This is a genomic window from Streptomyces aurantiacus (assembly GCF_027107535.1).
Taxonomy (GTDB): Bacteria; Actinomycetota; Actinomycetes; order Streptomycetales; family Streptomycetaceae; genus Streptomyces.
Window position 1 is genome coordinate 9,477,421 of sequence record NZ_CP114283.1, and the last position, 19,269, is coordinate 9,496,689.

The window sequence follows — 19,269 nt, forward strand, 5'->3', positions numbered from 1 at the left end:
CCTCACCTTAAGAGGATTCGGCACCGCTGAGTACGGCTCGGGACCGACCGCCCGGCCGGCGGCCGGCGTCCGCGCACACACTCCCGGGCATCACCGCACGAAGGCGTACGAAAGAGGGGGGCGCGCCGTACCTCAGCGCCCGCGCCGGTGGCTCGCGCCGTGGCGCGCATCCCTCGTGAAGGTGAGTTGAGACCTCTTCGAAACATGGCTCATTTGGCAGGCACATGCGCGCCGACAAGTGACGTCCTGCCATTGAAACGGTCAACTCCCTTGATTTCCAAGGCAATTAAGCGCTATTGACCATGCAGAAACGTGCCTGTCAACGAGTGCATATGCGTCCGCACTACCCCACCGCATGAGCCCTACTATCGGCTCGCCATGACAGCAGCAGGGAAGCACCAGGTGAGCCGGTCGGAGACCTCCCGACGAGGAAGCCGGCCGGGCCGAGCGGGCATCAGAGACGTGGCCGCGGCCGCCGGAGTCTCCATTACGACGGTGTCCGACGCCCTCAACGGCAAGGGGCGACTGCCGGACGCCACCAGACGCCATGTCCGCGAGGTCGCCGACCGGCTGGGCTATCGCCCCTCCGCCGCGGCCCGAACACTCCGTACCGGCAAGTCCGGCCTCATCGGCCTGACCGTGACGACCTACGGGGACGAACCCTTCACCTTCACGGAGTTCGCGTACTTCGCGGAGATGGCCAGAGCCGCCACCTCGGCCGCGCTCGCCCGGGGTTACGCCCTGGTCATCCTCCCCGCGACCTCGCGCCACGACGTGTGGTCGAACGTGGCCCTGGACGGGACGGTCGTCATCGACCCCTCCGACCAGGACCCGGTCGTCAGCGAACTGGTCCGCCAGGGGTTACCGGTGGTCTCGGACGGCCGCCCGGCCGGCTCCCTGCCGGTGACCGCCTGGGTGGACAACGACCACGAGGCCGCGGTCCTGGGGATCCTCGACCATCTGGCCGACGCCGGAGCCCGCCGGATCGGTCTCCTGACCGGGACGACGACCGACACGTACACGCACTTGTCGACGACCGCGTACCTGCGCTGGTGCGAGCGTGTGGGCCAGGATCCTGTGTACGAGGCCTATCCCGCGCACGATCCGTGCGCGGGAGCGGTCGCGGCCGACCGGCTGCTCGCCCGGCCCGACCGGCCCGACGCCGTCTACGGGCTGTTCGACCCGAACGGCACCGACCTCCTCGCGGCGGCCCGGCGCTACGGCCTGCGCGTACCGGACGACTTGCTTCTCGTGTGCTGCAGCGAGTCCACCGTCTACGCCAACACCGAGCCGCCCGTCACGACACTCTCTCTCAAACCACGACGAATCGGTACGGCAGTGGTCCAGCTCCTCATCGACGCGATCGAGGGGGTCGAATCGGACCAACCGGTCGAGCAGGTCATGCCGACGGAGCTGATCGTGCGTACATCCTCCGAGCGACGGTCGCCGCGGACGACCGTCAGCCCACCGAGGTCACCGGAACAGGGGTGACCTCCAACGCGGAAAGCTCCTCCCAATTCGGGAGAAAAGCACGGTGAACTGGGGTTCTGCTCCGATTCACCACCCCTGGGTCATCACATGGCGCGATCCGCATTCCTATGATGGGCGGACGACACCGCGGGCCGCTGCGACCAGGCAGTCCGACGCGGTGCAGATGCGGCGCGATGGTGGTGGAGGGGTCGATGACTCAGGGGGCCGGTCAGGGACCCGAGATGCGGACGCCGACGGTGCGCGACTTCCGCGTGCCGGCGTACGTGCACGAGGCCGGTCCGCACGCGCAGCCCCCCGGCCCGCACGCGCACCCCTCACCGCCGTACGACCGGTCCGCCGGCCCGTACGACCAGAGCGGGGCCCCGTACGCCGGGGCCGCGGAGCAGTACGGCCGGCCCGGCCCCTACGCCGGGCCCCCGCCGCACGGCGAGGGCGGCGTCCCGGCCCGGGAGCCGGAGGGCTACACCCCGACGGAGCGCGATCTGCCGGTGATCAACCGCGGTGACACGCTGCAGGTGCCGGTCGACCCCGAAGCGGGCCAGGTCCCTCAGCCCGACGAGGGACCGGGGCCGCTGTACGTCGTCGGTGACGTGCACGGGTACATCGACGAACTCGTGGCCGCGCTGCGCGAGAAGGGGCTCATCGACGCCGAAGCCCGCTGGGTCGCCGGGACCTCGCGTCTGTGGTTCCTCGGCGACTTCACCGACCGCGGACCCGACGGCATCGGCGTCATCGACCTCGTGATGCGGCTGTCCGCGGAGGCAGCGGCGGCCGGCGGCTACTGCAAGGCGCTCATGGGCAACCACGAGCTGCTCCTGCTCGGCGCCAAGCGGTTCGGGGACACCCCTGTCAACTCCGGCGCGGGGACCGCCACCTTCCAGGCCGCCTGGCTGCTCAACGGCGGCCAGAAGTCCGACATGGACCGCCTCGAGGACCACCATCTGCAGTGGATGGCCCGCCTCGACGCCATGGAGATGGCGGACGGGCATCTCCTCGTGCACTCCGACACGACCGCCTATCTCGACTACGGCGACTCCATCGAAGCGGTCAACGACACCATCCGCGAAACCCTCACCCGCAACGACGCGGACGAGTGCTGGGACCTGTTCCGCAAGTTCACCAAGCGCTTCGCGTTCCGCGACGACGGCGGCGCCCAGGCGGTGCGCTCCCTGCTGGAGACGTACGGCGGTTCACGCATCGTCCATGGTCACAGCCCCATTCCGTACCTCCGGGGCGAAGTCGGATCGGAGGACGGCGACACCCCCTCGACTCCCGTGGTCGACGAACCGCACGTGTACGCCGACAAGCTCGCGATCGCCATGGACGGCGGTGTGACCATGGCCGGAAAGCTACTCGTCCAGCAACTTCCTCTGGATAGCTGAGCGTTCAGCGGGCAGGCGTCCTCCGACGGAGGACACGTGCAACCCAGGGGCAATTTCTGGAAACCCCCTGTCACCGTGTGCCGTCGCCGCTCTACCATCGGCTTATCCGTAGCAGGCTCCCCTCCGTTTCTGCCCGACGGCTCGTCAGCATGCCGAGCCCCAAGCCCTACGGAGCATCGGGGGATGCACATGAACAGCGTTCCGCAGCACCTGCTGAGCGAGGACCGCCAAGAGTACGAGCGGATCCTCGACGAGGCGCTGCGCTCCGCCCCACACCGTCCGGAACTCGCCGCTGTCGGTCAGCGGCTCAACCCCGAGCAGCTGCGCACGATGGCGCTCAACGCCACCGCGATCATCACGGCGGCCGCGGCGACCGAGTACCAGCACTACGTGAAGGTCCGCGAGGAACTGCGCCAGCCGGCGCCGTCCACCCCTCCCGTCCGCGAAGGGTCCACCAGCACCACGGATCCGGCCACGGGCGCTGTCGGGCTCGCCACCACCATGGGAGAGGTCGCCGAGACCGCCGGGGCGGGTGCCGCCGCGGTCGCCGCCGTGCTCGCCCCCGTCCTCGCCGGTACGGCCGCGGCGATATTCCTGCTCGTCGGCTACATATTGAAGATGCTCGACCCCGAACCGGGCATCGCTCAGACCCTCCTCACCACGGGGTGGGTCTTCGGCGCCATCACCGCGGCCACGATCCTGGTGGCCGCGGTCGGTCTTCTGCTCGCCGCACTGCGCAACGGCTCCAGCTCGCTGCAGGCCGGTGCCAACGGCGAGCGCAGCGAGGAGGCGTCCCTGGCCAGGGACGCCTGGCACGACGCCCTCCTGGAGCGCGGCATCCTGCCGTTCCTCAGGGACGCACTCGCGGACCCGGGTACGGCGGCCCTCGGCCGTGCCAAGCCCGCGGCACCGACCAGCCGAATACCGCACCTCGGCTACAACCGCCCGGGCTTCAGCAGCCCTGACGGCGGCCCGGCAGCGGGCCCCCGCCCCAGTTTCTCGAGCCCGGACTTCAGCAGTCCGGACTTCGGGGGACCGGAGCACGCTCCCGAATAGGGGCCCTGCCTGCCAAGACTGATCGACGACGGAATTCCGTCGTCGATCTTTTCTTTTTACATTCCGTTCAGCGATGTCACCAGACAAGGCTGCCCACGTCTCTTACGTTGCCAATCATCACGTAAAGAGCAATAGGCCACTTCTGATGGCTGAGCACCATAAATAGTCCCACCTACACAGATTCGCAGGTGGGCTTGTTTTCTCCAGGGGAGCGAAGGATGCTATATGCCATGTGGCAATCCATCACGATGCACTTCGCACCCAGGCAGGCAGGATGGCAGCGTTAGGTCAGCGGGCCGCAGGCCTCGTGGCTGACAGGGGCCAGGCCGTCGGGTCATCGGCAGGCAGTGTCTTCGCACTCCGCCGAGCAGCCCTGAGCGGCGTGTCCGACCGCCTCGAGGCCGTTAGCCTACTGACCTACAACGCCAACCGCGTCAGGACGGAGACCTCGGTGCCACAGGAAGAGCCCGGATTCCAGCGTGCACGACTGCGTGATCGCCTGAAGAAGGCGAGGGAGAGCGCGGGGCTGAAGCAACGGGAGGTCGCGGAGCAACTCGACTGGTCACCCTCAAAGGTGATTCGGATCGAGGCCGGCACCGTCGGCGTGTCGGTGACCGACGTGCGGGTGCTGCTGGGGCACTACGGGATCACGGACCAGGCACAGGTCAAGGCTCTCACCGACATGGCACGGGCCGCGCGTCGGCCGCCGTGGTGGGACCAGTACCGCGCCTGGGTGACCCAGGACTTCGAGACCTACCTCGGGTACGAAAGCTCCGCGTCGATCATCAGGAACTTCGAACCGAACCTGGTGCCCGGTCTGCTGCAGACCGAGGAGTACATGCGCACGGTCCTCAACCGGCTGAACTTCGGCACGGAAAAGACCGAGCAGCTCGTACAGCTCCGCCTGGAGCGCCAGGACCGCCTCATCCAGTCCGACGGACCCGAGTCCTTTTTCATCCTGGATGAGGCCGTGATCCGAAGGACCGTCGGCTCACTGGAGACGATGCACAAGCAGTTCGAAAAGCTGCTGACGATCAATGAAATGACCAACGTAACGGTATTCACTGTGCCCTTCAGCGCAGGAATCTACCCACGCTTCGGATCACCGTACGCCCTTTTCGAGTTCCCTGACGACGATGACGAGATGGTCGTCTATCTGGAGAACCCCGAGGGTGAGGCAATTCTTAGCGAAAAAGCCTTGGGCCGCACGTCACAGCGCCGCCCGACAGACTATCTCGACATCTTCTGGGAAGTGGAGAGGGGGGTTGCCACTGGGGTGACACGAGAGTTCCTCTTCGGCCAGGAGTGACACGGAACAAAAGCTGGGGAGCATGTTACGGAACGTCACTGGCCGTAAAACAGGAACAGCTGCAGCGGCGGAGTCGGAGCGGCTAGGAAATGGCTTCCGGGCCAGAATCCTTCACCACGCCGAGGAAAGAATGCCAGGCATATGCACTGAACCCCAATAACACCCCTTCGGGGTCGTGCGAATCCCGCACGGCCACGTGATCGGCGAAAGCCACCTCGACACAGTTTCCCTGGTTACTCGCCGAGCTCTTTCGCCACCGCAGTTCAGCACCATCGAGTTCCATGCAGCCCCCACGTCTTCGCCTACGAAAAGTGGCGATGCCGAGGTATTTCGGCATCCAAATCAGTATGGGCGTCGCCGCCAGGGCTGCCAAGACGCACACCGGCGCCCATCACATGCCAATAAATGGAGGTATATGCATCATAAACGCAATAAAAGGCCAGCCGCGTTGCGCAAACGGCTGGCCGAAAAGAAACCGCGCTTGTTCAAAATGAACACAGCAAAAGGGAGCCCTCGACCCGGCCGGCAAGCTTCAGGTCACGGACTCCCTCGCCAAGCACCCTCGTCTGCGAAACCGAAAGGAGCTCTGTCATGGAGTCTACAGACTCCATCCCGGAGGGCTACACACCGCACACGACCAGCTCAAGGAACTGGAAGCTGTGGGCGCGCTCAGCAGGCGCCAACGTATTCAAGGGAGCTTGCACGGCTCTTGGGGCCGGAGCAGTCTCCCTGTTGATCTGGTGGTTCGAAAAGCAATAGCGTCACTCGCTCACCACTGGCCTCATCCGCGCGTCGGCACCGGGCCGGATCACCGAGGTCCTGGATTGCACTGCCCAGGGCCTCGGCTCCGAAGCACGAGGGCCGTTCGGTCGGCCAAAGGTGACTGCCTCTGACCATTCCTGCCCGCGAAGCTCATGAGCGGCAGCGCCAAAGCGAGGCGGCAGTGGGACTGTCGTGCCTTCCGTCGTCGGACTCTCGTGCCGTACTCCGGGCGGGCCCCGGCCGTCATGACCGGGGCCCTGGGAACGCGGCCGGCGCGTCCGCCCCTGCTCAGTCGGCCATGGGCAGGTAGACCCGGTTGCCCGCGGCGGCGAACTCCTTCGACTTCTGGAGCATCCCGTCGGCGACCTCTTCGGGCGAAGCTCCCTTGACCGCGTCTCCACCGAACTGCTCGTTGATGCTGTGACTGATCTTCATCGAGCAGAACTTCGGCCCGCACATGGAGCAGAAGTGCGCCGTCTTGGCCGGCTCGGCCGGGAGCGTCTCGTCATGGAACTCCCGGGCCGTGTCCGGGTCCAGGGCCAGGTTGAACTGGTCCTCCCAGCGGAACTCGAAACGGGCGTCCGACAGGGCGTCGTCCCAGTCCTGCGCGCCCGGATGCCCCTTGGCGAGGTCCGCCGCGTGAGCCGCGATCTTGTAGGTGATGACCCCTGTCTTGACGTCGTCCCGGTTGGGCAGGCCCAGGTGCTCCTTGGGCGTGACGTAGCAGAGCATCGCAGTGCCCCACCACGCGATCATCGCGGCACCGATGCCCGAGGTGATGTGGTCGTACGCCGGCGCGACGTCCGTGGTCAGCGGGCCCAGCGTGTAGAACGGAGCTTCGTCGCAGATCTCCTGCTGAAGATCGATGTTCTCCTTGATCTTGTGCATCGGGACGTGCCCCGGGCCCTCGATCATGGTCTGCACGTTGAACCGCTTCGCGATCCGGTTGAGTTCCCCGAGCGTTTTCAGCTCCGCGAACTGCGCGGCGTCGTTGGCATCCGCGATCGAGCCGGGCCGCAGGCCGTCACCGAGCGAGTACGTGACGTCGTACGCGGCGAGGACCTCGCAGAGCTCCTCGAAGTGCTCGTACAGGAACGACTCCTTGTGGTGCGCCAGACACCACGCCGCCATGATCGAGCCGCCGCGCGAGACGATGCCGGTCTTGCGGTTCGCGGTCAGCGGGACGTACGGAAGACGCACCCCAGCGTGGACGGTCATGTAGTCCACGCCCTGCTCGGCCTGCTCGATGACCGTGTCCTTGTAGATCTCCCAGGTGAGCTCCTCGGCGCGCCCGTCGACCTTCTCCAGCGCCTGGTACAGGGGCACCGTGCCGATGGGCACGGGGGAGTTCCGCAGTACCCACTCCCTGGTGGTGTGAATGTTGCGGCCGGTGGACAGATCCATGACCGTGTCGGCGCCCCAGCGCGTCGCCCAGGTCATCTTCTCGACCTCCTCCTCGATGGAGGAGGTGACGGCGGAATTGCCGATGTTGGCGTTGACCTTCACCAGGAACCGCTTGCCGATGATCATCGGCTCGATCTCCGGATGGTTGACGTTGGCCGGCAGAACGGCCCGGCCCGCCGCGATCTCCTCGCGGACGACCTCGGGGGAAACGTTCTCCCGGATGGCCACGTACTCCATCTCCGGCGTGACCTCCCCCCGCCTCGCGTACGCGAGTTGCGTCACAGCCTGCCCGTCACGGCTTCGGCGAGGCAGGCGTGGGCGCCCGGGAAAGACGGCGTCGAGGTTGCGCAGCCCTCCGCGCGGTGAGGTGTGCTTGATCCCGTCGTCCTCGGGACGCACAGGGCGGCCCGCGTACTCCTCGGTGTCGCCGCGCGTGATGATCCAGTTGTCGCGCAGGGGTGCCAGCCCCCTGCGGACGTCGGTCTCGACGACCGGATCCGTGTACGGGCCGGAGGTGTCGTACAGGGTGACCGACTGCCCGTTGGTGAGGTGCACCTGCCGGACCGGCACCCGCAGGTCGGGGCGCGAACCCTCGACGTACGCCTTGTGCCAGCCGATGGACTTGCCGGCTTCGCCGTTCTCGGGCGGGGCTGCTGCCCCCTCGTTCTCGGGCGAAGCGGACACCTCGGTGCTGTCGGCCGGGGCGGGTGCCCCGATCGTCTGGCTGGAGGCAGGCGTGCGTACGTCCTTGTTGGTCATGAGACCTACTCCCTACGCCGGCATTACCCGGTAACAGGTTCGGCGGTCGACGCAGCGTTTCCCGTCCCGGCGATGTTCCACGTGAAACATCGCGGATACGGAGGTCAGCGCCCTCTCAGCCCGGTGCTCCGAGCTCCCGCGTGTGCAAAGGTGCTTCCACGCTAGCGTCACAATGGGCGCGGTGAACAGTGGGCCCCTCGCGTTCTTGCGATGATCGGTCGGTGACCACGACGCAGCAGCCCCCACTTCCGCCGTCCGAACCCCCCCACGGACACGGCCACGACGGCCATGGTCACGGGGGCGGACCCGGACACGGACCCCACGGCCCCGGAGGGGGCGGCGACGACGGCCCGCCCGGCGGCGGGCACGGTCACTCGCACAGTCATGGCCCCGCGGCCCCCGTCTCCATGCACCTGCGCAAGGTCATCGCCGCGGTGCTGATTCCTTTCGCCGCGGCGGTCGTCGTGGGCCTCGTGGTGCTCTGGCCCGGCGGCGCCCCCGGACACGAGCGCACGGGTGTCGGCTTCGACCGGCAGACCCAGCAGGCCACGGTGACCAAGGTCGACGAGGTCGACTGCAAGTCCGTGAACGCCTCGGGCGAGACTCCGACCGGTGACACCTCGACGGCCGAGGGTTCTTCGGCACAGCAACAGGCGTCGGGCACCTGCAAGAAGGCGACGGTCCGGGTCGACACCGGGAAGGACAAGGGCCGTACCTTCACGGAGATCGTCCAGCCGGACTCCTCCCGGCAGTTGAAGCAGGACCAGGAGGTGATCGTGGCGTACGCGCCCGACGCCCCCAAGGAGCTTCAGTACTCGGTCACCGACGTGAACCGCAAACTCCCGATGACACTGCTCGCCGGCATCTTCGCCCTCGCTGTGGTCGTGGTGGGCCGGATGCGCGGTGTCATGGCACTGATCGCGCTGGCCGTCAGTTTCCTGATCCTGACGTTCTTCATCCTCCCCGCGATCCTGCAGGGCTCGAACCCGCTGGTCGTGGCGGTGGTCGGGGCGAGCGCAATCATGCTGATCGCGCTCTACATGTGCCACGGGCTCTCAGCGCGGACGTCGGTGGCCGTACTCGGCACACTGCTTTCCCTGGTGCTGATCGGGCTGCTCGGCTCACTGTTCATCGACTGGGCCGCGCTGACCGGCAACACGGACGACAACACCGGTCTGATCCACGGTCTGTACCCGTCCATCGACATGAGCGGTCTGCTGCTCGCGGGAATCATCATCGGTTCGCTCGGAGTGCTCGACGACGTCACCGTCACGCAGACCTCGGCGGTCTGGGAGCTGCATGCGGCCAATCCCACGATGGGCTGGCGAGGGCTGTACCGGGCGGGCATCCGCATCGGCCGCGACCACATCGCTTCCGTCGTCAACACCCTCGTCCTCGCCTATGCGGGCGCGGCGCTCCCTCTGCTGCTGCTGTTCTCCATCGCGGAGAGCAGCGTGGGGACGGTGGCCAACAGCGAGCTGGTGGCCGAGGAGATCGTGCGCACACTCGTCGGCTCGATCGGACTGGTCGCCTCGGTGCCTGTCACGACAGCTCTGGCGGCCCTGGTGGTCGCGGCGGACCGCCCGGGCGACGGCGCCCCGGCACAGCAGCAACCGCAGCCGCAGCCGCAGCCTCAGGCCGGTTCAAGGGCACCCCTGCGCGGGAGCGGCCGCCGCCGCAAGCACTGAACCGGACGGCGTACGGCGCGGGGCGTCACATCACTCCGGACCGTCCTCGCGTCATCCCGCGCTCTGTTCCTCCGCCAGGATGCGGTCCAGTGCCTCGTCGAGATGGGTGTCGAAGTCGGCGAGCGAGCGCTCCTGCCCCAGCGGGACCACCCGGTCCGTACGGTCGAGGAACGCCAGCAGCGGCGCCGTACCGCAACGGAACAGAGCCTGGTCGGCCCCCACCTGAAGCCGGATCAGGACATCGCCGAACCCCTCCGCGTCGGCGGGGGTGATGTGCACGTCCCCGTCCCCGCAGGGGCGGCCCACGCCGTCGATCAACAGCTCCCTGCCGAAGGCCCAGGTCACCGGGGCGTCACCGGGCAGGTGGAAGGTCAGCCGCACGGCATAGGGATCACAGGTCTCGTAACGCAGCTCCACCGGGATACGGAAGGAGAGCTCCTCCGAGACGACGAAGCTCATCATGACCTCTGCCTGTACTACCGACTCGCGCATCGCCTACCCCGTCGTTTGCCGTCGACTGGCCGGGAATCATCCACCTGACACTGCAGGCATCTTGCTGAACGTACACACCAGATCACAAGGAGTGAGTTTTCAGATGCTGATAGACAGCGAAAGCGTCCCCAGCAGCCTGCCGATCTCGCCCTGCAATCGCCGCGCCGCCGGCATCAGCCGGTCGGCCTGGTGGGACGGCATGGAGATGGCCATCGTGGCCGCTGTACTGCCCACTGTGATGGGGATCGCGGCGCAGACCGTGCCCAGCGCGTACTCCTGACGCTCGATCACGGGCTGCATGCGTCGCGTCGATTCGAGGCGCCGCATCAGGGTGTGATCGTCACGCACCGTATACGGCGTGATGGACTGAATGGGGTAGCGGTCGAGGTGGTCCCTGCGCGACTCGGCGTCGAGCTGGGACAGCAGACACTGGCCGATCGCATGCGCGTGCCCTGTCTCACGGAAGTCCGCCCACTCCTCGACCGCCGGATTGGCCGGAGTGTCGGCGACACACTGGACCTCGATCTCACCGGCGGCGTAGACCGCGTAGTACACGGGTACACCGATCGAATCGCGCCAACGCCCCAGCGCGTCGGCGACCGTGCTGCGACGTTTCTGCTGGGCGCTGCTGCTGCTCAGGCGCACGGCCGCCTCACCGAGGAAGAACAGCCCCTTCTCGCGGCGCAGATAGCCCTCGTGCGCCAGGGTACGCAGCAGGTGGTACGCCGTGGGGAGGGCGAGCCCGGCCTCACGGGCCAACTGCTTCGCGGGCGCCCCGTACTCGTGGCGCGCGACGGACTCCAGCAGGCGCATCGCGCGCTGGACCGATCCGATGAGGGTCGTGGGGTGCGGCTCGGGGGTGGGAACCTGCGGTCCTGCAGGTGCGGTGTCAACCGTGGCCAAGGGTCACTCCCGAAGCGCGAGGGGGGCCGCCCGTGCGGGGGTAACACGGGAGGGTTCGGAACGCCGCTCGCGGGGATCAACCCCGCGTCGAATTCCGGACTTTAACCGTCTGCCACCGATCGCCGACGGCATGCGTCGAAAACTTCCCCCGCCCGAGGGAACCGTCGATTCCTGGTTACCGGCGGCGGTTGCCGCACAGGTGGTCCATCGGTTGCCACGAGCCGATGACCCGGTCGAGGAGCGGGCACGTCCGCGGCCGGCTCCTGTCGACCAGGGGCGGCGATTCGCCTGCCCCTTCCGCCACCGCCTACCAGTCGCTCCTCGACGAGGAGTTCGACATGAACTTCCGTCCCACGTAGATCAGCCCACCGACCAGTGCCACGAAGACCAGCAGCTTGAAGAGCAGGCCGATCACGAACCCGACGACGCTCGCTATCAGGCCGCCGAACACGACCAGGGCGATGACCGGCACCGCGACCCACTTAATCCACCACGGCATCCCCGCGAAGATCTCTTGCATCGCCTTGTTCCTTGTCTCTCTGCCCGTTTCCGAGTGCTGTCCGTGCCCGTTCGCGGAAGCTGACGGGTCCTGCGTGTCCTGCCCTCGATGCTAGGTGCGGCAGGGGTGCCTGCGGGGGCCTGGCACCCCTTGTCCTCCCCTGACCGGTCCCCTAGGGAACCCTGAGGCGGACGTCAGCTCTCCGGCGGAGAGAAGACCACGACGACCCGCAGATCCTCGCTGATGTGGTGGAACTTGTGAGCCACTCCCGCGGGTACGTACACGACGCTGCCGCGTGCCACCTGAGTCGTCTCCATGCCGACCGTGATAGCGGCACGGCCGCTCACGACGAAGTAGACCTCGTCCTGACGGTGGGGCTGCTGAGGGTCCTGCGTGCCCGCGTCCAGCGCGTACAGGCCGACCGACATGTTCTTCTCACGCAGGAACTGGAGGTAGGCGCCGTCGTTGGCGGCGCGCTCCGCCTCCAGTTCGTCCAGCCGGAATGCCTTCATCGCCCTTGTCCGCCCTTGCACCGCTGCTCGTGTTCGATCTCGTCTGTCACGATCAGACACATGAAGAATTTCGTAGTCAAGACGATCGCCAACGCGGGCGCTCTGGCAGTGGCGGTGTGGCTGCTCGACAAGATCACCCTGACAGGTGACAGCACGGGCAAGGAAGTCGGCACCCTGCTCCTGGTCGCGCTGGTCTTCGGGCTGGTGAACGTCCTGGTCAAGCCCATCGTGCAGGTCCTCACCTTCCCGCTGTTCATCCTCACGCTCGGTCTGATCACTCTGGTGGTCAACGCCCTGATGCTGCTGCTCACCTCGTGGCTGGCGGACAAGCTCGACCTGAGCTTCCACGTCGAGGGTTTCTGGACCGCCGTGCTGGGCGGCCTGATCATCTCGGTCGTCTCCTGGGCGCTGAACGTCGTCCTCCCGGACACGGACTGAGCGACCCCGATGCCCTATCGCGTGTGCTTCGTCTGCACCGGCAACATCTGCCGCTCCCCGATGGCCGAATCCGTGTTCCGCGCGCGGGTGGCCGAGGCCGGGCTCGACGGCCTCGTCGAGGTCGACAGCGCGGGCACGGGAGGCTGGCACGAGGGTGACGGCGCCGATCCGCGCACCGTCTCCGTGCTGGAGACGAACGGCTACGAAAGCGGCCATGCGGCCCGCCAGTTCCTCACCGGCTGGTTCTCCCGGCTCGACCTGGTGATAGCTCTCGACGCCGGGCACCTCAGGGCCCTGCGGCGCCTCGCGCCCACCCCGGCCGATGCCGAGAAGGTCCGGCTGCTGCGCTCGTACGACCCCGCCGCGGGCGACGATCTCGACGTACCAAATCCCTATTACGGGGGCATGGGCGGGTTCGAGGAGTGCCTTGAGATGGTGGAGGCGGCGAGCCCCGGTCTGCTCGCCGCGGTGCGGGAGCGAGTGGAGGGACGGGCGGCATGACGGAATTCTTCGAGGAAACCGGCGACGGTACGCGCGCGGTGCGGGCAGGCCTGCCCGCACCGGTCAAGCACGAACCGACCCTGCCGGGCCCGGTCTTCGCCGCCCACTTCCATCTGCCGGGCGATCCCACGGGGCCGTACACCTACGGACGTGACGAGAACCCGACCTGGACCCACCTGGAGCGCGCCATCGGCGAGCTGGAGGCCCCCGGGCGGGACGACGTCGAGACGTTCGTCTTCGCCTCCGGTATGGCCGCCATCTCTGCCGTCCTCTTCTCGCAGCTGAGCGCCGGCGACACGGTCGTGCTGCCCAGCGACGGTTACCAGGTCCTCCCGCTCGTACGCGGGCAGTTGGAGGCGTACGGGATCGAGGTGCGTACCGCGGCGACCGGCGGTGACGCCCAGCTCGACGTCCTGGAGGGTGCGAAGCTGCTGTGGATCGAGACCCCCTCTAACCCGGGGCTCGACGTGTGCGACGTGCGGCGCCTCGTGGCGGCGGCTCACGCGCGCGGATGTCTCGTCGCGGTCGACAACACCCTGGCGACACCGCTCGGGCAGCGACCCCTGGAGCTGGGGGCCGACTTCTCCGTGGCCAGCGGCACCAAGCAGCTCACCGGGCACGGAGACGTCCTGCTGGGATACGTCTCGGGCGGCGACGCCGCGACGATGGCCTCCGTACGGCGCTGGCGCAAGATCGTCGGGGCGATCCCCGGGCCCATGGAGGCATGGCTCGCCCACCGCTCGCTCGCCACGCTGCACCTGCGTGTGGACCGGCAGAACGCGAGCGCGCTGGTGATCGCCGAGGCACTGCGGGACTGGTCCGAGGATCTCGGCGTCCGTTATCCGGGGCTGCCCGGCGATCCCTCTCACAAGATCGCCTCACAGCAGATGCGGCGCTTCGGATGCGTGGTGTCGTTCACGTTGCCCACGCGCGCGCGTGCCGACCGTTTTCTCGACGCGCTGCGGCTGGTGGACGATGCGACGAGCTTCGGCGGGGTGCGGTCGACGGCCGAGCGGCGCGGCCGCTGGGGCGGCGACGCGGTCCCGGAGGGCTTCATCCGTTTCTCGGTCGGTGCCGAGGACCCCCAGGATCTGGTGGCGGATGTCCTGCGGGCCCTGGACCGGTCGGCGTCGTGAACGCCTGCTGAGCGACCGGTCAGTAGGCGGGTCACGGAAGGCGGACGGTCCGAGCCTCCCCCCTCGTGGCTCGGACCGTCCCGGTTCTGCGCGCGAAGAACCGCGCGAACAAGGCTAGTTGACTCTGCGTCAGTGCCCAATCACGGTAGCGACAGAGACCTATCGACTTATTTATAGTTGAGGGCTTCCGAGGAGCTGGAGAGGGAAGGAACGCCATGGATTTGGCCCTGCTGCGGACCTTCGTGACCGTGCACCGGGCCGGCTCCTTCACCCGCGCCGCCGCGTTGCTCGGCCTCTCCCAGCCTGCCGTCACCTCGCAGATCCGCACACTCGAACGGCAGCTGGGACGCCCACTGTTCCTGCGCCAAGCCCGCGGGGTGACCCCTACCACCATCGGCGACGAACTCGCTCACAAGGCTGCTCCGCATCTCGACGCCCTGGTGGAGATCACCGAGACCGGCCTCGACGAGGACTCCTCGATCCGCACGCTCCACCTCGCCGGACCCCCGGAGTTCACCGCTGAGCGCGCGCTGCCCGCACTCACCGAGCTGATCGATGACGACGGCCAGGGCTTCGCCCTGCGGGCCTCCTTCGGCAATGCCGAGGAAACGCTGGAAGGACTCTCCTCCGGGCATCATGATCTGGCCATCAGCACGGCCCGCCCCCGCGGTCCCCTGCTCACCGCGACTCCGCTCTGCGACGAGGAGCATGTCCTGGTCGCCGCTCCCCGCTGGGCCACCCGTATCGGCTCCACCAGGGCACCGCGCAGCGGGGCGCCCGCCCTGGAGAACCTGCCGGTCGTGGAGGTGCACGAGTCGCTGCCGTTCATCACCCGCTACTGGGCCTCTGTCTTCGACTCCCTGCCCGCCGCGTCGGGCACCGTCATCGTTCCGGACCTGCGCGCGGTACTCGCCTGCGCCACCACCGGCGCGGGACTCGCGGTGCTGCCGCGCTACCTGTGCGAACCGGCCCTGGAGCGGGGAGACGTCGTGGCGCTGACCGAACCCGCGGTGCCTCCGCTTCGCACGTACTTCCTGGTGGTACGCAGCGGCACACTGGCCATGCCGCATATTGCGCGGGCGCACGAGTGGCTGCTGCGCGCCGCCACCGACTGGGCGTGACAAAGATGCTTCCCCTGGTCAGCCCCACGATGTTTCACGTGGAACCAACCGGGCCACATTCCTCCCATGACCGTCCGACCCGTGGTCAAGCGCACCGCCCGGGCCGTCCTTCTGGACGGCGATGACCTGATCCTGATCAAGCGGACCAAACCCGGCCTCGATCCCTACTGGCTGACGCCCGGCGGTGGGGTCGAGCCGGAGGACACGACCGTCGTCGACGCGCTCCATCGCGAAGTGCACGAGGAGCTCGGCGCCAAGATCACCGATGTCGTGCCCTGTTTCGTCGACACCGTCGAGCACATCGGCGAGGGCGGCGGCGCGAGCGGAGTGAAGGTCCAGCACTTCTTCGTGTGCCGTCTGGGTTCCATGGATCCCTCGCTGCGCCACGGCCCCGAGATCGACGAACCCTGCGGCGAGTACGAGATCGTGCGCATCCCCTTCACCCGCGTCGGCATCGCCTCCGTCCATCTCGTACCGCTGTCACTGCGGCACTATCTCGACGGGAACATCGAGGGCGTACGGGCTATGCACGCGCCCGATCTGGGCTGAGACGCACGGCTGCGGGTTGGGGCCGGAATCGGGCACACACGGCCCGTGAAGCGTCGCCGCGGGCCCCTGTGCCCGTCGTCCGTGGGCCAGGCCCGTAGCCGGCGGCCATGAGCTCCGTGCCGCCGGGGTCAGGCCCTGGTCGCGACGAGTTCTTCCACCGCGTCGTGACGGATCCGCTCCGACGGGATGCCGATGTCCCGGAGCGCGTGCACGCCGTTGCGGATCATGCCGGGCGGGCCCGACAGATAGGCGTCGTACTCGTTCCACGGGCCGTAGTCCCGTACCGCGTCGGGCAGCTGAAGATGCGCCTGCCGATCGACTATCGGACGCACGGCGAGCCAGGGGTGGCTCTGCTGGAGCCGGAGCATGGTGTCGAGGTCGTACAGGTCGTGATCGGTCCGGGCTCCGTAGAAGACCTCCACGGCGCGCCTCTGTCCGTACTCGGCAACGTCCTCGACCAGTGCCTTTATCGGGGCGATGCCGGTACCGCCGCCCAGGCAGAGCAGCCCGCTGTCGGTGGTGTGATCGACGGTCATGGAGCCCGTCGGCGGGCCCAGCCGGATGGTGTCACCGGGGCGGGCTCGGTGCACCAGCGCACCGGAGACCCAACCCGCCGGTACCGCCTTCACGTGGAACGACAGCAGTCCGTCGGACCGGGGCGCCGAAGCAAACGAGTAGTGCCGCCATATACGCGGCCACCAGGGGGTCTCCAGGCTCGTGTACTGCCCTGCGAGGAAGGGGTACGGCTGATCGGGCCGGACGGTGATGACGGCGATGTCCGGGGTCCTCAGGTCGTGCGAGACCACCTCGGCCAACCACCAGGCCGGGGCACGCAGTTCGTCCGTTGCGGCGGCATCGATCATGACCTGCGAGATCGTCGTGTACGCCCTGACCCAGGCCGCCTCCGTCTCCTTGTCCCAGACAGGCGCGGCGAACCGGCTGAGCGCGCCGATGAGGCACTCTCCGACGGCCGGGTAGTGCTCGGGGCGAGTGCCGTACTTGCGGTGGCCGCGGCCGAGGTTCTGCAGATACGCGACCAGGACCTCGGTGTTGTCGATGTGCTCGGCCGCCGTCAGCAGGGCCTTGAGCAGCCGGTCCCGCTGGGTGTCCATCGCGGCGGGGAACAGCGGACGCAGGTAGGGATGGCGGACGAAGAGCAACGCGTAGAAGTACGAGGTGACCTTGTCGGCCATGGGCCCCACCTCGGCCATGGTGCGGCGGATGAGGACGGCGTCGGGGGTGGCGGGCGCGTCGGCACGTGCGAGGTTCTCGGTGAGGGCGTCGGCGGGCGCGGGCCCGGCGCCGGTGGAGCCTCCGGCCGGAGAGCCCGCGTGGCGGCCTCCCGCGCGAGTGCTTCCGGCTTCGGCTCGGTCGGCGCCCGGTGCGGACTCCGCGCCCGGGGGCGTTGGCCGCCGTGTCGCGTCACCGTCTCCCGGCGTCGGCCCGCCGACGGGACGCAGCGTGGCCGGGCGCCGCCCCTCGGCCGTCTCCTGCTCGCCACCCGCGGGCGGCTCCGGCGGTGTGTGCGACGTGAACCAGTCGTCCCCACCGCCACCAGAAGCGCCGTTGTCGGCCGATGTGGTGGCCGGAACGTCCATGGAGTGCCTCGCCTCGAACATCTTTCGGTCGGTCCGCGCACCTCCTCGATCGGAAGATGCCTCTTCCCCCGCAGACTGCTTGCTTCTCCCCGTTCCACCTCGGCGGCGACGTGGCCACTGCGAACCGCGGAATCCCGGTTCCCCTAGGACGACAAGCACACCGAGAGCGTGGCATCGGGCGCATTGTCGCCATCGAAGCATCCCACTCAGCTTCACCACCCGGTCACATAACCGGAAATGCGGGTCTTCGATCTCTCTGTCCCGTTAGGCTGCATTGCTCTGCGTTCGCCCGGGCGGGGTGCACGGAATTCGGCCGGACAGAAACCGGGATCTGCCATACCGACCACTGTGTGCCGCGCTAGTTTTCACCTCCCTCACGTCAGCAACCGGGCGATGGCCGACCCGTCGTTCTCATCGACTACCGGGCAGCGCAGACCAGTTCATAGGCGTCCCGCAGATCCCGCCCCACGTAGGAGTGGGTGGCGAGGCCCGTCAGATGCCGGTCCGCATTGACCGCCACGGACACCGGGACCACCTGGAACAGATCCCTGTCCGACATCGAGTCGCCGTATGCGACACAGTCGGCACGCCCCACCCCGAACTCCTCGCAGAGCCGGTCCGCGATCCGCACCTTGGCAACCGCACTCAGAATTCCTGCCGGATCCACCGGCTCGGTGAACGGCACCGCCGGGAAGCGTGATCCGTACGCCGCGTGCGCTCCCCACCCTGTCAGCCCCTCCACGAAGAACGAGGGCGAGAGCGAGACGACAGCGCAGTAGTCGCCGTTCCGCCTGATCCGCGTCCAGACGTCCTCGATGCCCGACAGCCACGGGGCACCCGCGAAGGCAGCCTCCACATGAGCCTCCGTGAGATCCGCCCAGAGGGCGTGCACCTGCGTCGCATACTCCGGCGGGCCTATGAGCCCCGCTCCGATCGCCTCGTCGAGCGCCACGGCCTCGGTTGCCAGCCCCAGCTGCCGGGAGATTTCCACAGGCGCCGACGAGTTGTGCAGCAGCGTCCCGTCCAGATCGAAGAGATGAAGTCTCGCCATGTACGCCGAGGCTAGTACGCGGAGTTACTCCCGTCGGCAGACGTCCAAGACGCTCCCGCCAGGCACGGTGTTTCACGTGAAACTAAGCCGCCCCGCACGCCGGGCCACTCTCGTCGTCCACGCAGCCGCGTCCGCGTGCTGGCTCGGGCTCACGCTAGGGCTGCTCGCTCTGGGTGTCACCGCGTCCACCACCGGGTCCGTGGCGACCGTGGAAGCCTCCGTCCGCGCCATGAAGATTTTCGCCGACTGGCTCCTGCTCCCCCTCGCGTTCCTCACGCTCCTGAGCGGACTACTGCTGTCCCTGGGCACTCCCTGGGGGCTGGCCAGGCATCGATGGGTCCACACCAAGTTCTGGCTGACCCTGGCGACGCTGACCGCCACCGCTTTCGCGCTGCGCCCCGGGGTCGACTCAGCGGTCACCGCGGTGTCGGCCGGCGGACCCCTGCCTGACCCCGGTGACGTCCTGTTCGGCCCGGCCGTCTCACTGTCCGCCTATCTCTTCATGACGGTCATCTCGATCCTCAAGCCCTGGGGGTTGACCCGACGCGGGCAGAGGATCCGTGCGGCCGCCCGCAAACCGGTGGACGTCGAGGGCACCCGTCAGACAGCCTGACCTGC

At 67.9% G+C, this 19,269-nt stretch carries 19 protein-coding genes; 11 read left to right on the forward strand and 8 right to left on the reverse strand.

Going from position 1 to position 19,269, the window contains the following annotated elements; all coding sequences use genetic code 11:
• Positions 1 to 378 precede the first annotated feature (378 nt).
• The 4 genes from O1Q96_RS43860 (at position 379) to O1Q96_RS43875 (ending at position 5,238) form a co-directional block, all read left to right on the forward strand.
• Positions 379 to 1,491 carry a LacI family DNA-binding transcriptional regulator gene (locus tag O1Q96_RS43860; RefSeq protein WP_269253386.1) on the forward strand — a complete coding sequence of 371 codons (1,113 nt, stop codon included), beginning with the start codon at positions 379 to 381 and terminating at the stop codon, positions 1,489 to 1,491.
• A 191-nt stretch (positions 1,492 to 1,682) separates the two neighbouring features.
• The gene (locus tag O1Q96_RS43865; RefSeq protein WP_269253387.1) at positions 1,683 to 2,873 is read left to right on the forward strand and encodes a metallophosphoesterase; all 1,191 of its coding nucleotides are present in this window, start codon (positions 1,683 to 1,685) and stop codon (positions 2,871 to 2,873) included.
• Between the two features lie 183 nt (positions 2,874 to 3,056).
• Complete coding sequence (locus tag O1Q96_RS43870; protein ID WP_269253388.1) at positions 3,057 to 3,929, forward strand: hypothetical protein; 873 nt, start codon at positions 3,057 to 3,059, stop codon at positions 3,927 to 3,929.
• Positions 3,930 to 4,311: 382 nt separating this feature from the next.
• Positions 4,312 to 5,238 carry a helix-turn-helix domain-containing protein gene (locus O1Q96_RS43875; RefSeq protein ID WP_269253389.1) on the forward strand — a complete coding sequence of 309 codons (927 nt, stop codon included), beginning with the start codon at positions 4,312 to 4,314 and terminating at the stop codon, positions 5,236 to 5,238.
• Positions 5,239 to 5,320: 82 nt separating this feature from the next.
• Here O1Q96_RS43875 and O1Q96_RS43880 read toward each other — a convergent pair whose 3' ends face one another.
• Together O1Q96_RS43880 and thiC are read right to left on the reverse strand one after the other, a co-directional pair.
• Positions 5,321 to 5,575: a DUF397 domain-containing protein gene (locus O1Q96_RS43880; protein WP_331276099.1), complete on the reverse strand. Its 255-nt coding sequence runs from the start codon at positions 5,573 to 5,575 to the stop codon at positions 5,321 to 5,323.
• 713 nt (positions 5,576 to 6,288) lie between these two features.
• Positions 6,289 to 8,163: a phosphomethylpyrimidine synthase ThiC gene (gene thiC, locus O1Q96_RS43885; protein WP_269253390.1), complete on the reverse strand. Its 1,875-nt coding sequence runs from the start codon at positions 8,161 to 8,163 to the stop codon at positions 6,289 to 6,291.
• 221 nt (positions 8,164 to 8,384) lie between these two features.
• On the opposite strand from thiC, the gene O1Q96_RS43890 reads away from it, so the two are divergent.
• A complete protein-coding gene (locus O1Q96_RS43890) occupies positions 8,385 to 9,851 on the forward strand; it encodes a YibE/F family protein (protein ID WP_269253391.1) in 1,467 nt (488 codons plus the stop codon).
• 51 nt (positions 9,852 to 9,902) lie between these two features.
• On the opposite strand, the gene O1Q96_RS43895 is transcribed toward O1Q96_RS43890, so the two are convergent.
• The 4 genes from O1Q96_RS43895 to O1Q96_RS43910 form a co-directional block, all read right to left on the reverse strand.
• Positions 9,903 to 10,343: an SsgA family sporulation/cell division regulator gene (locus O1Q96_RS43895; protein ID WP_217457159.1), complete on the reverse strand. Its 441-nt coding sequence runs from the start codon at positions 10,341 to 10,343 to the stop codon at positions 9,903 to 9,905.
• A 99-nt stretch (positions 10,344 to 10,442) separates the two neighbouring features.
• Complete coding sequence (locus O1Q96_RS43900) at positions 10,443 to 11,156, reverse strand: IclR family transcriptional regulator (protein WP_419587095.1); 714 nt, start codon at positions 11,154 to 11,156, stop codon at positions 10,443 to 10,445.
• 397 nt (positions 11,157 to 11,553) lie between these two features.
• Positions 11,554 to 11,766 (reverse strand): DUF5326 family protein, encoded by a 213-nt coding sequence (locus tag O1Q96_RS43905; protein ID WP_269253393.1) that lies wholly within the window; start codon positions 11,764 to 11,766, stop codon positions 11,554 to 11,556.
• A 173-nt stretch (positions 11,767 to 11,939) separates the two neighbouring features.
• Entirely contained in the window at positions 11,940 to 12,257 is a 318-nt protein-coding gene (locus O1Q96_RS43910; RefSeq protein ID WP_055610299.1) for a cupin domain-containing protein, read from the reverse strand.
• Positions 12,258 to 12,317: 60 nt separating this feature from the next.
• Between O1Q96_RS43910 and O1Q96_RS43915 the strand changes: the two genes are divergently transcribed.
• From O1Q96_RS43915 to O1Q96_RS43935, 5 genes are all read left to right on the forward strand, one after another.
• Positions 12,318 to 12,695, forward strand: coding sequence for a phage holin family protein (locus O1Q96_RS43915; protein WP_217457157.1), 378 nt, complete (start codon positions 12,318 to 12,320; stop codon positions 12,693 to 12,695).
• 9 nt (positions 12,696 to 12,704) lie between these two features.
• The gene (locus O1Q96_RS43920) at positions 12,705 to 13,196 is read left to right on the forward strand and encodes a low molecular weight protein-tyrosine-phosphatase (protein WP_269253394.1); all 492 of its coding nucleotides are present in this window, start codon (positions 12,705 to 12,707) and stop codon (positions 13,194 to 13,196) included.
• Entirely contained in the window at positions 13,193 to 14,332 is a 1,140-nt protein-coding gene (locus O1Q96_RS43925; RefSeq protein ID WP_269253395.1) for a cystathionine gamma-lyase, read from the forward strand. The genes O1Q96_RS43920 and O1Q96_RS43925 overlap by 4 nt, the downstream gene beginning before the upstream one ends.
• Before the next feature lie 215 nt (positions 14,333 to 14,547).
• The gene (locus O1Q96_RS43930) at positions 14,548 to 15,453 is read left to right on the forward strand and encodes a LysR family transcriptional regulator (protein ID WP_269253396.1); all 906 of its coding nucleotides are present in this window, start codon (positions 14,548 to 14,550) and stop codon (positions 15,451 to 15,453) included.
• A 66-nt stretch (positions 15,454 to 15,519) separates the two neighbouring features.
• The gene (locus O1Q96_RS43935) at positions 15,520 to 16,002 is read left to right on the forward strand and encodes an NUDIX domain-containing protein (protein ID WP_269253397.1); all 483 of its coding nucleotides are present in this window, start codon (positions 15,520 to 15,522) and stop codon (positions 16,000 to 16,002) included.
• A gap of 128 nt (positions 16,003 to 16,130) precedes the next feature.
• Here O1Q96_RS43935 and O1Q96_RS43940 read toward each other — a convergent pair whose 3' ends face one another.
• Entirely contained in the window at positions 16,131 to 17,621 is a 1,491-nt protein-coding gene (locus O1Q96_RS43940; protein ID WP_269253398.1) for a globin domain-containing protein, read from the reverse strand.
• Positions 17,622 to 18,018: 397 nt separating this feature from the next.
• Entirely contained in the window at positions 18,019 to 18,651 is a 633-nt protein-coding gene (locus O1Q96_RS43945; protein WP_269253399.1) for an HAD family hydrolase, read from the reverse strand.
• 76 nt (positions 18,652 to 18,727) lie between these two features.
• On the opposite strand from O1Q96_RS43945, the gene O1Q96_RS43950 reads away from it, so the two are divergent.
• Positions 18,728 to 19,264, forward strand: a complete 537-nt coding sequence (locus tag O1Q96_RS43950; RefSeq protein WP_269253400.1) for a DUF2269 family protein — start codon at positions 18,728 to 18,730, stop codon at positions 19,262 to 19,264.
• The last annotated feature ends 5 nt before the right edge of the window (positions 19,265 to 19,269 follow it).

Bases quoted from the DNA above. Each gene is read 5' to 3' on its own strand.
- O1Q96_RS43915 (WP_217457157.1), top strand. From the start codon at position 12,318: ATGAAGAATTTCGTAGTCAAGACGATCGCCAACGCGGGCGCTCTGGCA.
- O1Q96_RS43860 (WP_269253386.1), top strand. From the start codon at position 379: ATGACAGCAGCAGGGAAGCACCAGGTGAGCCGGTCGGAGACCTCCCGA.
- O1Q96_RS43930 (WP_269253396.1), top strand. From the start codon at position 14,548: ATGGATTTGGCCCTGCTGCGGACCTTCGTGACCGTGCACCGGGCCGGC.
- O1Q96_RS43900 (WP_419587095.1), bottom strand. From the start codon at position 11,156: ATGCGCCTGCTGGAGTCCGTCGCGCGCCACGAGTACGGGGCGCCCGCG.
- O1Q96_RS43880 (WP_331276099.1), bottom strand. From the start codon at position 5,575: ATGCCGAAATACCTCGGCATCGCCACTTTTCGTAGGCGAAGACGTGGG.
- O1Q96_RS43945 (WP_269253399.1), bottom strand. From the start codon at position 18,651: ATGGCGAGACTTCATCTCTTCGATCTGGACGGGACGCTGCTGCACAAC.
- O1Q96_RS43920 (WP_269253394.1), top strand. From the start codon at position 12,705: ATGCCCTATCGCGTGTGCTTCGTCTGCACCGGCAACATCTGCCGCTCC.
- O1Q96_RS43935 (WP_269253397.1), top strand. From the start codon at position 15,520: ATGACCGTCCGACCCGTGGTCAAGCGCACCGCCCGGGCCGTCCTTCTG.
- O1Q96_RS43905 (WP_269253393.1), bottom strand. From the start codon at position 11,766: ATGCAAGAGATCTTCGCGGGGATGCCGTGGTGGATTAAGTGGGTCGCG.
- O1Q96_RS43910 (WP_055610299.1), bottom strand. From the start codon at position 12,257: ATGAAGGCATTCCGGCTGGACGAACTGGAGGCGGAGCGCGCCGCCAAC.
- O1Q96_RS43865 (WP_269253387.1), top strand. From the start codon at position 1,683: ATGACTCAGGGGGCCGGTCAGGGACCCGAGATGCGGACGCCGACGGTG.
- thiC (WP_269253390.1), bottom strand. From the start codon at position 8,163: ATGACCAACAAGGACGTACGCACGCCTGCCTCCAGCCAGACGATCGGG.
- O1Q96_RS43925 (WP_269253395.1), top strand. From the start codon at position 13,193: ATGACGGAATTCTTCGAGGAAACCGGCGACGGTACGCGCGCGGTGCGG.
- O1Q96_RS43940 (WP_269253398.1), bottom strand. From the start codon at position 17,621: ATGTTCGAGGCGAGGCACTCCATGGACGTTCCGGCCACCACATCGGCC.
- O1Q96_RS43895 (WP_217457159.1), bottom strand. From the start codon at position 10,343: ATGCGCGAGTCGGTAGTACAGGCAGAGGTCATGATGAGCTTCGTCGTC.
- O1Q96_RS43870 (WP_269253388.1), top strand. From the start codon at position 3,057: ATGCACATGAACAGCGTTCCGCAGCACCTGCTGAGCGAGGACCGCCAA.